Raw genomic sequence first — 15493 nt, forward strand, 5'->3', positions numbered from 1 at the left:
AACCTACGCGGTCGCGCCGCCGGCCAGCACGGCGGTCGCCGCGTCGAGCAGCGTCTGCTCGACGAGCGCGTCGGTGGCTCCCGGCGCCAGTTCGGTCGACAGCAGCGCCACCCCGAGCACCTCGATGGCACCGGCCGCGCGCAGCATCGTCTCCGGAGTCGGGTTCGGTCCGGACAACCAGGTCCGCAGCTCGCGAGTGGGTTCCATGAGATCCGGGTAGCGGTCGGCGATGGCGTTGACGATGGCGGCGGTGTCGCGCACGCACAGCGCGCCCGCGTCGCGGTGGCGGATCATGCCGCGCAGATAGGTGCGCAGGACGGCGCGAATGCCCTCGCTGTCGTAGGGGACGGCGTCGATATCGGTGACGATGTCGCGCATGTGATCGATGATCGGGTCGATGATCGCCAGCAGCAGATCGAGCTTCGACGCGTAGTGGTAGTACAGCGACGCCTTTGTGATTCCCACCATATCGGCGACTTCGCGCAGGCTCGTCTGTTCGAAGCCTTTCGCGGCGAACAGCCGGAGCGCGGCATCACGAATCGCCTGTTTAGTGCCTCCACCTGCGGTAACGGTGTCGGCGGTGTCCCGGGCAGCCATGTGGCAATCCTCCCATGAATCGGTTGTGATCTATCCGGCGCCCATAAAATTGAGGTTGCCCCTCCGCTTACGCCGTCGGTAGTCTACCTACCGCACGGTAGACAAATCATTCGCGATGTGGAGGCGGGGACACGTGTCCGTATACCTGTACCGATGGGGAAAGTTCGCTTTCCGCCGTAAATGGATAGTGTTGCCGGTCTGGCTACTGCTGTTCGTGCTGCTCGGCGGGCTCGGCGCCACCCTCAGCAAGCCGATGAGCAACGACTTCAGCATGCCCGAGCTGCCCTCGGCTCGCGCCAACGAAATCCTCGACAAGCACTTCCCCGGCATGTCCGAACAGTTCAAGTTCGACGCCGTGGCAGGCACCTACGTGATCGCCGCGCCGGCAGGCCAGCAGCTCACCGACCCGGCCAACCGTGCCGCGATCGACGCGTTCATCGGCAAGCTCGGTGAACTGCCGATCGTCGACAAGACCAAGCCGCTGACCAACCCGATCGAGATGACCGACAAGATGGGCTGCCTGAGCAACCCTGACCCGTCGACCTGCTCGGGTGCCCCGCTCAACGTGCTCAACGAGTCCGCACCCAAGACCGTCGCCACGCTCACCGTGCCGTTCACCATCAAGAACGTCACCGACGTGACCGACGCCGAGCGCGACGCCGCCTTCGAGGTCGGCGCCGACGCCCGCAATGCGGGCCTGACCGTCGAGCTCAGCGGTTCCATCGCGATGAAGCAGGAACAGCCGAGCGGCAAGTCCGAGCTGATCGGTATGGCCGTCGCCCTGATCGTCATGGTGATCGCCTTCGGCGCCATCGTCGCCGCGGTCGTCCCGATCGTCACCGCCATCGTCGGCCTCGGTGCCGCGACCTCGACGATCATGCTCGGCACCTCCTTCATGGAAGTGCCCGGCTTCACCACCTTCCTCGCCTCGATGATCGGTATCGCGCTGTCGATCGACTACGCGCTGTTCATCGTCTCGCGCTACAAACACGAACTGTCCGTGCGTGATTCGGCCGAGGAAGCCGCCGGTACCGCGCTCGGCACCGCCGGTTCGGCCGTGGTGTTCGCCGGTCTCACCGTCATCATCGCGCTCGGCGCGCTGAGCATCGTCGGCGTGGAGTTCCTGACCTTCATGGGTCTCGGTGGCGCCATCGCCGCCGCGTTCGCGGTGCTCACCGCCGTCACCCTGATGCCCGCGCTGATGGGCGCCTTCGGCAAGTCGCTGTTCAAGCCGAAGCTGCCGCTGGTGGCCCAGCACGATCCCGAGGACGAAAACTCGGTCACCAACGGCCAGCGTTTCGCCCGCCTGATCGGCAAGGCACCGTGGGTCGCCCTGATCCTGTCGGTGGTCGTGCTCGGTGCGCTCGCCGCACCCGCCGCGGGCCTGAACCTCGGCCTGCCCGGCGAGGACAGCCTGCCCAAGACCTCGACCGTGCGTAAGGCCTACGACCTGCGCACCGAGGGCTTCGGTGAGGGCAGCAACGGTGTGCTCATGGTCGTCGCCGACCTGAGCGCCACGCCCGAGGGTCAGCGTGAGGCGGCGCTCGGCGCGCTGCGCGACAAGCTCGCCTCCTACGAGGGCATGGACTACGTCACCGAGCCGCAGTGGAGCGAGGACAAGCAGGGCGCCATGCTCAACGGCGTCCCGGTGTCCGGTCCGAACAACCAGGAAACCAAGGATCTGGTGCAGTCGGCGCGCGGCGCCGAGGCGGAGCTGCAGGCGCAGTACGGCATGCAGTACGGCATCACCGGTACCACCGCGATCTACGCCGATGTCGACCACGCGCTGCTCAGCAAGATCGTGCCGTACCTGGCGATCGTCGCCGGTGCCGCGTTCATCCTGCTGATCCTGGTGTTCCGCTCGATCCTGGTTCCGCTCACCGCGGCCCTCGGGTTCCTGCTGTCGATGGCGGCCACCTTCGGCGCCACCGTGCTGATCTTCCAGGAGGGCACCTTCGGGTTGATCGAGGACCCACAGCCGCTGGTCAGCTTCCTGCCGATCATGTTGATCGGCTTGGTGTTCGGTCTCGCGATGGACTACCAGGTGTTCCTGGTGACCCGCATGCGTGAGGAATTCGTGCACGGCCGTTCGCCGAAGGACGCCATGGTCGCCGGTTACCACCACGGCGCCCGCGTGGTCACCTCGGCCGCGATCATCATGATCTCGGTGTTCGGCTCCTTCATCATGGAAACCGACGTCACCGCGAAGTCGTTCGGTTTCGCGCTGGCCGCCGGTGTCGCCATCGACGCCTTCGTGGTCCGCATGGTGATCGTGCCCGCGCTGCTGGTGATCATGGGCAAGTGGGCCTGGTGGATGCCGAAGTGGCTCGACCGCATCGTCCCCGATATCGACGTCGAGGGCGCCAAGCTCGAGCAGCTGCGCAACTCGGGTACCGAGACGGTGAAGCACCCGGTCGCCGTCGGCTGACCACAGGTTCCCCACACGACCCCGCGATCCACCCCATGGATCGCGGGGTCGTCGCATGTGCGGGCCCGGTTGCTTGATATCGCGGTATCGCGGCACCAGACTCAGGACTAGTTCGACCCGGCTCTACTCCACGCTCTGCATCGAATCACCGAGGAGAAACCCGTGTCCGTCTATCTGTACCGGTGGGGAAGGCTGGCCTTTCGCCGCAAATGGATCGTGCTCCCCGTCTGGTTACTCTGCTTCATGGTGCTCGGCGGACTCGGTGCCCAGCTGCAGAAACCGATGACCGACGACTTCAGCATGCCGAACCTGCCGTCGGAGCGGGCGACCGAAATCCTCGACAAGCATTTCCCCGGTATGTCGGAGGCGTTCGCGTTCGACGCGGTCACCGGCACCTACGTCGTCGGCGCGCCCGCCGGCCAGAAGCTCACCGACCCGGGCAATCGCCAGGCCGTGGCGGCGATGATCGAACGGCTCGAGCAGTTGCCGATCGTCGATCACACCGAACCGATCGTCGACCCGATCACGGCCACCGAGGAAATGGGTTGCCTTACCGCGCAACCTGATCCGTCCACCTGCAGTGGCGCACCGCTCAATGTGCTGAACGAATCGGCGCCCGACACCGTCGCCTACTTCAGCGTGCCGTTCACCATCAAAGAGTTCGCCGACGTGAAACCCGAGGACCGCGAGGCCGCCTACGCCGTCGGCGACGACGCCCGCGCCGCCGGGCTCACGGTGGAGATGAGCGGCAGCCTGCCCATGGAGCAGGAGATGCCGAGCGGCAAGTCCGAGATGATCGGTATGGCCGTCGCGCTGGTGGTGATGATCGTGGCGTTCGGCGCGATCGTCGCGGCCTTCGTGCCGATCATCACCGCCGTCGTCGGCCTCGGTGCCGCGACCTCGCTGATCTTCCTGTCCACCACGGTGCTCGAGATCCCGAGCTTCACCACGTTCCTGGCCTCGATGATCGGTATCGCGCTGTCGATCGACTACGCGCTGTTCATCGTCTCCCGCTACAAACACGAACTGACCGTGCAGGATTCAGCCGAGGAAGCCGCCGGTACCGCGCTCGGCACGGCCGGCTCGGCGGTGGTGTTCGCCGGTCTCACCGTCATCATCGCGCTGGCCGGGCTGGCCATCGTCGGTGTCCGGTTCCTGACGTTCATGGGTCTGGGTGGTGCGGTGGCGGCCGCGTTCGCCGTGCTCACCGCGATCACCCTCATGCCCGCGCTGCTCGGTGCGTTCGGCAAGGCCCTGTTCAAGCCGAAGCTGCCGCTCATCGCCCAGCACGATCCCGAGGACGACAGTGTCGTCACCAACGGCACCCGTGTCGCCCGGGTGATCGCCAAGTTCCCCGCGGTGACGATGATCCTGGCCATCGTGGTGCTCGGTCTGCTCGCCGCGCCCGCGCTGAACCTGAACCTCGGTCTGCCCGGCGAGGACAGCCTGCCCAAGTCGACCACCGTGCGTAAGGCCTACGACCTGCGCACCGAGGGCTTCGGTGAGGGCAGCAACGGTGTGTTGCAGGTGGCCGTCGACCTGGCCGACACCCCCGCCGACCAGCGGCCCGCCGCGCTGAACGCGTTGCGCGACAAGCTCATGTCCTATCCCGACATGGATCTGGTCACCGAACCGCAGATGAGCTCCGACGGTGCGGGCGCCCTCATCAACGGTATTCCCAAGGCCGGTCCCAACGATCAGTCGACCAAGGATCTGGTGCAGTCGGCCCGCGATGCCGAGGCCGCGTTGCACGAGCAGTACCAGATGTCTTACGGCATCACGGGAACCACCGCGATCTACGCCGATATCGACCACGTGTTGCTGAGCAAGATCGTGCCGTACATGGCGATCGTCGCGGGCGCCGCGTTCATCCTGCTGATTCTGGTGTTCCGCTCGATCCTGGTCCCGCTCACGGCCGCGCTCGGGTTCCTGTTGTCGATGGCGGCGACGTTCGGTGCGACGGTGCTGGTCTTCCAGGAGGGCAAGCTCGGGCTGATCTCGGACCCGCATCCGCTGGTGAGCTTCCTGCCGATCATGTTGATCGGCTTGGTATTCGGGCTCGCGATGGACTACCAGGTGTTCCTGGTGACCCGCATGCGCGAGGAGTACGTGCACGGCGCCGAGCCGACCGAGGCGGTGGTGAAGGGTTATCACCACGGCGCGCGCGTGGTCACCTCGGCGGCGATCATCATGATCTCGGTGTTCGGTTCGTTCCTGCTCGAATCCGATGTCACCGCGAAGTCGATGGGCTTCGCACTGGCGGCGGGTGTCGCGCTCGACGCGTTCGTCGTGCGCATGGTGCTCATCCCCGCTCTGCTTGTGCTGCTGGGCAAATGGGCGTGGTGGATGCCCGCCTGGCTGGACAAGATCGTTCCGGATATCGACGTGGAGGGTTCCAAGCTGCGCGAGATCCACCGCAACGACCGCGAGATGGCGGCTGCGGAACTGTGAGACCCGGGCCGGGCACTCGTTCGGGTGCCCGGCCTACTTGCTCGGCTGCGGAACCTCGCATTCGGTGACCCGCGGGTTCAGCCCGATGTAGTTCCCCGGTCCCGCCGCCGCCGTGACGGCGATCGTCGCCCAATCCGAGCACTCCCTCGGGAGTTTCGAGAAATAGTGCCGCTGACCTGCGGCGAGCAGCCCTACGGCCACCCACCCGAGCACGATCAGAACCAAGAGCTTCCCCCCGAGCCCGATCCCGGACTTCGCGGGTGGCGGCACACGCCCGCGCATAATCATCGTTCCTTCCCGGATTTCGGTGTAACTCAGTCTATTACGCGAGTACTACACCGCAGGTCGGACGCAGGTGAATAGCCGTCGACAGCTCTCGATCAGCGCGTTGTGGGTTTCGCGGGTTCGCGACGGGCGGCGGCGGGCGGGCACACACCGTGCCTGATGGCGTTCGCGGCGTGAATGCCGAGTGCGAATTCCTTCAATTTCTTCCACATGAATCCATGGTCGCGAGCCGCGAAGGCCACGAGAAGTGGCGTAGATGACGACTATCGCTAAGATTCAGACATGGGTTCGACCGTGTCGGTGCTGGCCTACGACGGGATGACGGCGTTCGAGGCCGGCATCGTCATCGAGGTGTTCGGCCTCGTGTGGCCCGACATCGATCAGCCCTGGTACGAGCTGAGGATCTGCACCGAGACCCCCGACCCCATCCGGGTGATCGGCGGCGCGACCATGAGCAGCCCCTATGGTCTCGCCGACTTCGCCGCCGCCGACACCGTGGTGGTGCCGAGCGTCGCCGATCCGCGCGCCGCCACCTCACCGGAGCTGATCGAGGCACTGCGGCAGGCACATCGCAACGGGGCACGCATCGTGTCGATCTGCTCGGGGGCTTTCGCACTCGCGGCGGCCGGACTGTTGGACGGTCGCCGGGCCACCACGCACTGGCGATACGCCGACCTGCTGCGCGAGCGGTATCCCGCCGTGGTCGTCGACGCCGAACCGCTCTACACCGACGACGGCGACATCCTCACCAGCGCGGGCTGCGCGGCGGGCCTCGACCTGGCGCTGCACCTGGTGCGCACCGACATGGGCGCGTCCGTCGCGAACGCGGTCGCCCGCAGGCTGGTGATCCAGCCGCACCGCACCGGCGGCCAGGCACAGTACATCGAGTCCCCGATGCCGCCCGAACCCCTCGACGACCCGGTCGGCCGCAGCCTGGCCTGGGCCGCCGAACACATCCACGAGCCGATCGGCGTCGCCGACCTCGCCCGGGTCGCGGGCCTGTCCCAGCGCACCTACCTGCGCCATTTCGTTCGATCCACCGGCACCACCCCGAGCAAATGGCTCACCACTCAACGCATCCAGGCCGCCCTCGCGATGCTCGAAACCAGCGATGCCCCGGTGGAGGAGATCGCCACGGCCGTCGGCTTCGCCACCGCGGTCACCTTCCGCCACCACTTCGCGAAGGCCCTGCACACCTCCCCCTCGGCGTACCGCAACACCTTCCGAACCGAGCAAAGCAAAAGCCCCTCACCTGCCTGAACAGGTAAGGGGCTTGCTGGCGGTGGCGGAGGGATTTGAACCCTCGGACGGGGGTTACCCGTCACACGCTTTCGAGGCGTGCTCCTTAGGCCGCTCGGACACGCCACCGCCGACTACGGTACCGGATAGGGGGCTCGATCACTAAATCGGCTGGTCAGCGCTGGTTGCGGAAGAAGGTGTCGAGGAGGGCGACACATTCGGATTCGAGGATTCCGGCGCGCACCTGAGGGCGGTGGTTCAGGCGGCGGTCGCGGACCACGTCCCACAGGGAACCGATCGCCCCGGTCTTGGGTTCCCAGGCGCCGAAGATCACCTTCTCCACGCGGGCAAGTACCAGCGCGCCCGCACACATCGTGCACGGTTCCAAGGTGACAGCGAGGGTCGCGCCTTCGAGCCGCCAACCGTCGCCGTGGACGGCCGCGGCTTTCCGCAGGGCGAGGACTTCCGCGTGGGCGGTCGGGTCGCCGAGGGCTTCGCGGGCGTTGGCCGCGCGGGCCAGCTCACGGCCCTGCGCATCGAAGACGACGGCGCCGACCGGCACATCGCGCGGATCGGCGTCAGCGGCGGCCGCGAGCGCGGCGCGCAGCATGTCCTCTTCGGTCACTTGTGCAGTTTGTCCAGCACCGCCGCGTATTCGTCGGCGAAACCGAGGCGTTCGGCGATCAGTTTCAGCTGTTCGTCCGGGTAGAGGTCGGTGTCGGCGAGGATCACGCTGAGTACCGGTTCGGGCAGGCCGAGGTCGGCGAGTACGCCGAGGTCGCCCTCTTCCCATGGTTCGATGTCGTCGAGCTCGTCGGGGTCGACGTCGGGGATCTCGACATTGAGTGCGTCGAGGACGTCGGCGGCGATGTCGTAGTCGATCGCGGCGGTCGCGTCGGAGACGAGCAGCCGGGTGCCGCTCGGCGCGGGCCGCAGCACGATGAAGAACTCGTCGTCGACGTCGAGCAGCCCGAACACCGCACCGGAGCTGCGCAATGCCTTCAATTCGGTCTCGGCGGTGGAGAGGTCGACGAGGGCGTCGTGGCTGAGAGGACTGCACCGCCACGTACCTTCTTCGCGGACCACCGCCACGGCGAACCCTTCGACGTCGAAGTCGTCATCCGACGTCGCCCTGTTCGTGCCCGAGCGCTGTGCTGCCATGGACCAAACGGTAGTCTGTCCCGCCCGTAATGATGAACTCGTGTGCCAATCTGTTCCCGTGAGTATCGACGAGCGTGGCGCCGTATGTGTCCTCGGAACGGGTCTGATCGGCGGCTCCGTGCTGCGCGCGGCGGTGGACGCCGGGTACGAGGCGTTCGGGTACAACCGGTCGGCCGACGGCGCGCAGGCCGCCCGCCTCGACGGTTTCGACGTGTCGGGTGACCTGCCCGAGGTGCTGGGCCGGGCCGCTGCCGTCGACGCGCTCGTGGTGCTCGCGGTGCCGATGCCCGCCGTCGCGCCGGTGCTCGCGGAGGTCGCCGCCTATGCGCCGGGATGTGCGCTGACCGATGTGGTCAGCGTGAAGGGGCCGGTGGCCGACGCGGTGCGCAAACAGGGGCTCAAGGCTCGGTACGTGGGCGGTCACCCGATGGCCGGTACATCTGAATCCGGCTGGGCGGCAACCGATCCCGAGCTGTTCCGCGGCGCGGTGTGGGCTGTGGGCGTGGATGAGGGCACCCGGGTGGAGCCGTGGTCGCGGGTGGTTCGGCTGGCTTTGGACTGCGGTTCTCTCGTGGTTCCGGTCGGCGCCGAGGAACACGACCAGGCCGTCGCGCGGATCTCGCATCTGCCGCATGTGCTGGCCGAGGCGTTGGCCGCGGCCGGAGCGGGCGGGGGTGAGCTGGCGCTCGGGTTGGCGGCCGGTTCGTTCCGCGACGGGACCCGGGTAGCCGGTACCGCGCCCGACCTGGTTCGCGCGATCTGTGAACCGAATGCCGGTGCATTGGAACTGGTGCTCGACGAAACCATCGAGGCGCTGATCGCCGCGCGTGACGCTCTTCGCGCCGACGGCACGCTCGGCGAGGTTGTCGAGGCGGGTTACCGGGGGCGGTCGGCGTACGACAGCCGGGCACAATGGGAGATCACGGGGGTGACGCCCGGCGCCGACGGCTGGCTCGACGAGCTGCGGCGTGCTGGTCAGCGCGGTGGGGTGCTGCGGGCGCTGTAGTCGGTCGCGACCGTTCCGGCCGCCGTGCCCGGTCGATCAGGGCATCGGGCGGTCGGCGCCGACAGGTGGCCGCCTGCGAGGGCGGCCGGTGCCGCGGTTCAGACCCGCTCGGCCAGCCCCGGATAGTCGAGGACGAACCCTTCCGGATCCACCTTCAATGTGGCGCTCGAAACCGGGGAGAGCACGTTGATGCCGTCGGCGGCACTCGAATAGGTGAGTTCGGCCTCCTGCACCAGCAGGTCGGGCAGACGCACGTAGACGACCGGCACCTGCACGTCGCCGACGGCGTTCTGCAGGCAGAACCGGCGGATCGGCAGGGTGTTGAAGAACGGGCTGAGCACCACGTCCACATCGAGGGCGCCGGCGAAGGTCGAGCGCACGTGGGTGCCGCCCGCGTCGACGAGCCAGTAGTTCTCCTCGTCCCGCGACACCGAGGCGTGGCGTTCACCGGCGGCGGTCGTGGTGCGCAGCGACAAACGCCTGGTCGCACCCGCTTCGTCGGTGACCAGATCGTAGGAGGCGCTGAACGCCGGGTGCTCGTTGCCTGCGCTGCCGATCATCCGGCCCGCGGCCCTGATCCGGTTGCCGTTCACCGTCACCCGGACCGATTCCATCCGGGAGTTGTCGTGGGCTCGCCAGGTGAGCACCGCCGGCCACCGAGAGGCCGGTCTGTTCTCGGTGGGGCCTGCGGCCGGGCCCGGGGCTGGGGTCGTCACCTCTCTACGGTAAGCGACACCGGCCCCGGCGCTGTACAACACGAGCGCATCACACCAGCGAATCCCGCCAGGCGGCGTGCAGTCCGGCGAAGCGGCCCTGGCCTGCGATCAGCTCGGCCGGTGCGCCGTCCTCCACCACACGGCCGCCGTCGAGCACCAGCACCCGGTCGGCAATGGCGACCGTGGACAGCCGATGCGCGATGATGACGGCCGTCCGGTCCCGCAGCAGCGTCTCCAGCGCACGCTGCACGAGGCGCTCACCGGGGATGTCGAGACTCGACGTGGCCTCGTCGAGCACGATCACCACCGGATCGGCGAGGAACACCCTGGCGAAGGCGACGAGCTGACGCTGACCGGCCGATAATCGCCCACCCCTGGTTCGCACGTCGGTGTCGTATCCGTCCGGCAGCGACCCGACGAACTGGTCGAGCCCGACAGCGCGGGCCGCCGCCCGCACCTCGGCATCGGTGGCCGATGGCCTGCCGAGCCGGATGTTGTCGGCGATCGTGCCGGAGAACAGGTACGCCTCCTGCGTGATCATCACGACGTGCCTGCGCAGCTCGGTGTCGGCCAGTTCGCGCAGGTCGACACCGTCGAGGGTGATGGTGCCGCCGGACGGGTCGTAGAACCGGGTGAGCAGCTTGGCCAGCGTCGACTTGCCGGCCCCTGTGGCACCGACCAGTGCGACGATCTGCCCGGCCGGAATGTCGAGGTCGAATTCGGGCAGCACCGGCGAGGCCGCGTCGTAGCCGAACCACACCTTGTCCATCCGCACCGCACCGGTGGGGTGATCGACCGTCACTGGTTCGACCGGTTCCGCGACCGCCGGTTCCTCCTCGAGCACACCGGAGATCTTCTCCAGTGCGGCCGCGGCCGACTGGTAGGAGTTGAACACCTGGGCCAGCTCGTCCAGCGGGCCGAAGAACTGGTCGAGGTAGAGCAGGTAGGCCGCGAGCACACCGATGGCCAGGTTGCCCTCCATCACCTGCCAGGACCCGACGAGCAGCACGACGACGGTTGTCACCTTGCCGATGAAGTTCGACAGGCCGACGTAGTCGCCGACGCCGCGCATCGCGGTGGTCGTCGCCTTCTGGTACGCCGCGTCCTCGACGCCGAGTACTTCCTGGTTGCGGTGTTCGCGCCGGAACGCCTGTACCGCCCGCATGCCGCTCATCGATTCGACGAACTGCACGATCACCCTGGCGATCGCGCCACGGGTCCGCCGGTAACCAGCCCGCTGCCGCCGCTGCGCCCACCGGGTGACGAACACCAGCGGCACGAACCCGAGCAGCACGATGGCCGCGAGCATCGGGTCGAGCCAGACGAGCAGGACGGCGATGGTCACCACCGAGAGCAGCGCGCTCGCCGCCTGGTTCAGCGCGCCCTCGAGGAGGTCCTGCAGCGCCTCGATATCGCTGGTGAGCCGGGTGACGACCTTGCCCGAGGTGTACTTCTCGTGAAACGACACACTCAACCGCTGGGTGTGCGCGAAGGTGCGCACCCGCAGGTCGAACAGCACCCGCTGGCTCAGCGTTCCGGCCGCGCGCAGGAAGGCGAAGGTGGTGAGACCCGACAGCACCGTCACCGCGACGAACCCGGCGACGGTCGCGATCAACGGCGTCCAGTTCCCTTGGCGCCCTTGCGTGATTCCGTGGTCGAGCCCGTAGGCGATGAACAGCGGCACCGACACCTTCGCCGCGTTGTCCAGCACGATCAGGACGAAGGTGAGGACGGCCAGCTTGCGGTAGGGCCGGACCAGATCGAGCAGCAGCCTGCGGGATCGGCCGGCGAGCACCACGTTTCCGGTGCCGGTGACGGCGTCGTCCTCCTTGGCGATACCGCGCCAGTCGGCCGCCTGATCCTGTTGTGGTTCAACCGTTTCGGTGGTCATCAGGCACCGCCCATCAGTTCGCGGTAGTGGCGGCTGGTGCGAAGCAGTTTGTCGTGGGTGCCCTCGGCGACGATGTGTCCGTCGGCGAGCAGCGCCACCCGGTCGGCCAGTGCGGCGGTGGACGGGCGGTGCGCCACCAGCAGGGTCGTCGCACCGGAGAGCACCGCGCGCAGCCGATCCTGCACGCGCTCCTCGGTTTCCACGTCCAGCGCGGAGAGCGGGTCGTCGAGCACCATGATCCGGCCCTCGGCGGCATCCGCCGCACCGGTGAGCACCGCCCTGGCCAGCGCGAGCCGTTGCCGCTGCCCGCCGGACAGACTCATGCCCTGCTCGCCGATCCTGGTGTCGAGACCCCAGGGCAGCGCGTCGACGAAGTCGGTGGCCTGGGCGATGTCGAGCGCGCGCCGCACGTCGTCGTCGGTGGCGCTCGGGTCGCCGAGGGCCACGTTCTCGCGCACGCTCGCCGAGAACAGCACCGGTTCCTCGAAGGCCACCGTCACCACCCGGCGCAGGTCGGCCAGTCGCAGCGTGGCGATGTCGACACCGTCGATGGTGATGCGGCCGGCGTTCACGTCGTAGAGGCGCGGGATCAGCTCGAGCAGTGCGGTTTTGCCGCTACCGGTCGCGCCGACGAGCGCGACCGTCTCGCCCGGCCTGATCCGCAGCGAGACATCTTCCAGCACAGCGTTTTCCGGACCACCGTCGGCACGCGGGTAACCGAACCGGACGCCCTCGATCACCAGTTCGCCGCGCACCGGCACGGGTAGGCCGACCGGGTCCGGCGGGTCGGCGATGTCGAGCGGGGTGTCGATGATCTCCCAGTACCGGTCGGCGGCGGTACGCGCCTCGAACAGCTCCGACAGCAGGAAGCCGAGCCAGATCACCGGCCACTGCAGGAACGTTTCCAGCGTGACGGCGGCGACCAGGGTGCCGATGGTCATGGAGCCCTGGGCCACCGCGTATCCGCCGACACCGAGCGACAGCGCGATCGCGATGGTCGGCAGGGCGACCAGCGCCGACCACAGCGTGGCGTCCAGATGCACCTTCGTCAGCTCGGTGCGTTGCAGTTCACGCGACAGGGCGGTGAAGCGGGCACCGAAGAACTGGCCACGGCCGAGCGCCTTGAGCACACGCACGCCCTGCGCGGATTCCTGGGCGATGGTCGCCAGGTCTCCCGCCTGGTCCTGGGAGCGGCGCGAGGCCACTTCGAACCGGCGGACGAAACGTGTGCAGTACACGGTGAGCGGCAGGCAGGTCACCGTGAAGATCAGCCCCACTTGCCAATTCAGCACAAACAAGGCGATGAGCCCGACGGGCGCGATCACCGAGTTGACGATGAGGAACGGCCCGGCGAACGCGACGAACCGGCGCAGCGCCGACATGTCGTCGACCGCACGCGAGAGCAGCTGACCGGACTGCCACCCGTCGTGACGGCCGATCGACAACGCCTGCAGCTTCGCGAACAGCTTTGCCCGCATGGTGATTTCGAATGTCGTCGCCGGTTTGGACACCAACCAGCGCCTGCCCCACATGCCGAACGATTCGAGTGCGCCGAGCAGGAACACGAACGCGACGGGCACGAGCAGACCCGCGAAATCACGGCGCGCGATCGGTCCGTCGATGATGCGGGCGATGACCAGCGGTGTCACCACCGCGGTCGCGGCCATCATGATGGCCAACAGGTTCGCCAGGATCAGCGGAACCCGGTACGGCTTCAGGTAGGGCAGGAACCGGCGCAGCGAGCGCATACCCCCGCGCGCTCGCTGTGTGGGCTGCCCCGAACTGTCGGCCTCCGATTCGGTGACCGCCAGTTCTGATGTGACAGACAAAGACTCCCCCTCGGGTCCGGTTGGATGGGTTGGTTACCGGAACGGACTCCCAGACGATGTTCGCATCGGGGTCCGACAAGTAGGCCCTTCCAGAGTCGCACCGGACCCCCGTTCCCGGCCACCGAATTTTCTGCCGGACGAAAGCATCCACAGGTGTGCACAGCCCCGGCTGCTACGCCCTCTGCCGCTGTTCAGCGGCCCGATACAATGCCGCAGGCGCGAGAAGTGGGTGTTTGCGCGTTCCGACAAGCACAGGAGGACTGTTGACGCGGATGGTCGGGTTGTTCGCCGGGATCGGCGGGCTCGAACTCGGCCTCGGCAGACACGGATGGTCCACCGAGTTGCTGTGTGAGATCGATCCGGGTGCGCAGGGCGTGCTCGCCGCGCGTTTTCCCGAAACACCGCTGCACGCCGACATCACCCGGCTGCGTTCGCTGCCCGCGCGCACCGAACTGGTCGCGGCGGGGTTCCCGTGCCAGGACCTCTCGCAGGCCGGGCGCACCGCGGGTATCACCGGTCGCCGTTCCGGGCTGGTCGACGAGGTGTTCCGGCTGGTCCGGCGGCAGCGTGGGCCGCGCTGGCTGCTGATCGAGAACGTGCCGTTCATGCTCCAGCTGGGTCGTGGCGCGGCGATGCGCCACATCACCACCGCCCTGGAGGAACTCGGATACACCTGGGCCTACCGGGTGGTCGACGGTCGCGCGTTCGGCCTGCCGCAACGGCGCCAGCGCGTGCTGATGCTCGCCTCCCGCACCGAGGACCCGCGCCAGGTGCTGTTCGGTGACGACGCGGGCCCGCGCGACTACGGCGACCCCGACCGCGACCCGTGCGGCTTCTACTGGACCGAGGGCGTGCGCGGCCTCGGCTGGGCGGTGAACGCCGTGCCGACCTTGAAGGGCGGTTCCGGGCTCGGCATCGCCAGCCCGCCCGCGGTGCGGCTTCCGGCGGGCGAGATCGTCACCCCCGGCATCATCGATGGGGAACGATTACAGGGTTTCGATGCCGAGTGGACCGCGCCCGCACTGGACGTACCGGGTGTGCGGCAGGGACATCGGTGGAAGCTGGTCGGCAACGCGGTGAGTGTGCGGATGGCGAACTGGGTGGGTGAGCGGCTGGCCGCGCCGCTGGAGCCGCTCACCGTCGGTGCGCCGCTGCGGCCGGGCGCACCGTGGCCGAGTGCGGCGTGGGGGCATGCGGGCGTGGTGCATCAGGTGCCGCTGTCGACGTGGCCGGTCCACGAGCCCTACGAGGATCTGAAGAACTTCCTCACCGAACCGCGACTGCTCTCCCCGCGGGCCACGGCCGGGTTTCTACGACGAACGTCCATGGGCAACTTGCGTTTTCCGCCCGGATTCCTCGACGACGTGCGCGACCATCTCGATCGCATGGGTGGCTGGGCGGCATGACCGGGAGGCGGGACCACGGAGACGATGCGCCGCGGTCGGCACCCCTCACCGACGCGGCGACCAGCGCGCGGATGTCACGCCAACGCCGTGCCCACACCGCTCCCGAACTCGCCTTACGACGCGAGCTGCACCGCGCGGGCCTGCGCTATTTCGTCGACCGGGCACCGATCAAGGGCCAGCGCCGGCGCGCCGATGTGGTGTTCCCACGCCGTCGCGTCGCCGTGTATGTCGACGGCTGCTTCTGGCATCGGTGTCCCGAACACGCGACCGATCCGAAGAACAATGCCGAGTGGTGGGCGCAGAAACTGGCGGGCAATGTGGCACGCGATCGCGCCACCGATGCCGCGTTGATCGAGGCGGGCTGGCAGGTGGTTCGGGTGTGGGAACACGAGGACCCGCGGGTCGTCGCCCAGCAGATCGTCGCGTTGGTTCGCGGAACTGGCTGACCGGGGTTCGGCCCTCGTCCGAGAATGCCCGGTGACCG

13 protein-coding genes and 1 tRNA gene are annotated in these 15493 nt (G+C 67.9%); 6 read left to right on the forward strand and 8 right to left on the reverse strand.

What is annotated here, in order from left to right; all coding sequences use genetic code 11:
• Nucleotides 1-3 precede the first annotated feature (3 nt).
• A complete protein-coding gene (locus AB0F86_RS15900) occupies nucleotides 4-597 on the reverse strand; it encodes a TetR/AcrR family transcriptional regulator (protein WP_181700459.1) in 594 nt (197 codons plus the stop codon).
• Between the two features lie 133 nt (nucleotides 598-730).
• Here AB0F86_RS15900 and AB0F86_RS15905 point away from each other — a divergent pair, with 133 nt between their 5' ends.
• Nucleotides 731-3025 (forward strand): MMPL family transporter, encoded by a 2295-nt coding sequence (locus tag AB0F86_RS15905; RefSeq protein ID WP_356984582.1) that lies wholly within the window; start codon nucleotides 731-733, stop codon nucleotides 3023-3025.
• A gap of 162 nt (nucleotides 3026-3187) precedes the next feature.
• A complete protein-coding gene (locus AB0F86_RS15910) occupies nucleotides 3188-5476 on the forward strand; it encodes an MMPL family transporter (protein ID WP_356984584.1) in 2289 nt (762 codons plus the stop codon).
• 33 nt (nucleotides 5477-5509) lie between these two features.
• Here AB0F86_RS15910 and AB0F86_RS15915 read toward each other — a convergent pair whose 3' ends face one another.
• Nucleotides 5510-5758 carry a hypothetical protein gene (locus AB0F86_RS15915; RefSeq protein ID WP_067494949.1) on the reverse strand — a complete coding sequence of 83 codons (249 nt, stop codon included), beginning with the start codon at nucleotides 5756-5758 and terminating at the stop codon, nucleotides 5510-5512.
• A gap of 285 nt (nucleotides 5759-6043) precedes the next feature.
• On the opposite strand from AB0F86_RS15915, the gene AB0F86_RS15920 reads away from it, so the two are divergent.
• Nucleotides 6044-7021, forward strand: a complete 978-nt coding sequence (locus tag AB0F86_RS15920; RefSeq protein ID WP_356984586.1) for a helix-turn-helix domain-containing protein — start codon at nucleotides 6044-6046, stop codon at nucleotides 7019-7021.
• Nucleotides 7022-7038: 17 nt separating this feature from the next.
• On the opposite strand, the gene AB0F86_RS15925 is transcribed toward AB0F86_RS15920, so the two are convergent.
• The 3 genes from AB0F86_RS15925 to AB0F86_RS15935 form a co-directional block, all read right to left on the reverse strand.
• Nucleotides 7039-7129 (reverse strand) — tRNA-Ser (locus AB0F86_RS15925).
• A gap of 46 nt (nucleotides 7130-7175) precedes the next feature.
• Nucleotides 7176-7610 carry a nucleoside deaminase gene (locus AB0F86_RS15930; RefSeq protein WP_356984784.1) on the reverse strand — a complete coding sequence of 145 codons (435 nt, stop codon included), beginning with the start codon at nucleotides 7608-7610 and terminating at the stop codon, nucleotides 7176-7178.
• Between the two features lie 11 nt (nucleotides 7611-7621).
• Nucleotides 7622-8161: a tRNA adenosine deaminase-associated protein gene (locus AB0F86_RS15935; protein ID WP_356984588.1), complete on the reverse strand. Its 540-nt coding sequence runs from the start codon at nucleotides 8159-8161 to the stop codon at nucleotides 7622-7624.
• Nucleotides 8162-8219: 58 nt separating this feature from the next.
• Between AB0F86_RS15935 and AB0F86_RS15940 the strand changes: the two genes are divergently transcribed.
• Entirely contained in the window at nucleotides 8220-9167 is a 948-nt protein-coding gene (locus tag AB0F86_RS15940; protein ID WP_356984590.1) for a prephenate dehydrogenase, read from the forward strand.
• Between the two features lie 98 nt (nucleotides 9168-9265).
• Here AB0F86_RS15940 and AB0F86_RS15945 read toward each other — a convergent pair whose 3' ends face one another.
• The 3 genes from AB0F86_RS15945 to AB0F86_RS15955 are packed head-to-tail and all read right to left on the reverse strand — an operon-like array spanning nucleotide 9266 to nucleotide 13603.
• A complete protein-coding gene (locus tag AB0F86_RS15945) occupies nucleotides 9266-9883 on the reverse strand; it encodes a putative glycolipid-binding domain-containing protein (protein ID WP_181700468.1) in 618 nt (205 codons plus the stop codon).
• Nucleotides 9884-9932: 49 nt separating this feature from the next.
• Nucleotides 9933-11774: an ABC transporter ATP-binding protein gene (locus tag AB0F86_RS15950; RefSeq protein ID WP_356984591.1), complete on the reverse strand. Its 1842-nt coding sequence runs from the start codon at nucleotides 11772-11774 to the stop codon at nucleotides 9933-9935.
• On the reverse strand, nucleotides 11774-13603 hold the full coding sequence (locus AB0F86_RS15955; RefSeq protein ID WP_356984593.1) for an ABC transporter ATP-binding protein: 1830 nt from the start codon (nucleotides 13601-13603) through the stop codon (nucleotides 11774-11776). Before AB0F86_RS15955 ends, AB0F86_RS15950 begins: the two co-directional genes overlap by 1 nt.
• 272 nt (nucleotides 13604-13875) lie before the next feature.
• Here AB0F86_RS15955 and dcm point away from each other — a divergent pair, with 272 nt between their 5' ends.
• The gene (gene dcm / locus AB0F86_RS15960; RefSeq protein ID WP_181700483.1) at nucleotides 13876-15009 is read left to right on the forward strand and encodes a DNA (cytosine-5-)-methyltransferase; all 1134 of its coding nucleotides are present in this window, start codon (nucleotides 13876-13878) and stop codon (nucleotides 15007-15009) included.
• A complete protein-coding gene (locus AB0F86_RS15965; RefSeq protein ID WP_356984595.1) occupies nucleotides 15006-15455 on the forward strand; it encodes a very short patch repair endonuclease in 450 nt (149 codons plus the stop codon). Before dcm ends, AB0F86_RS15965 begins: the two co-directional genes overlap by 4 nt.
• The last annotated feature ends 38 nt before the right edge of the window (nucleotides 15456-15493 follow it).

Origin of the sequence: Nocardia sp. NPDC023733 (assembly GCF_040639775.1) — a bacterium.
GTDB classification, from domain to species: domain Bacteria; phylum Actinomycetota; class Actinomycetes; order Mycobacteriales; family Mycobacteriaceae; genus Nocardia; species Nocardia rosealba.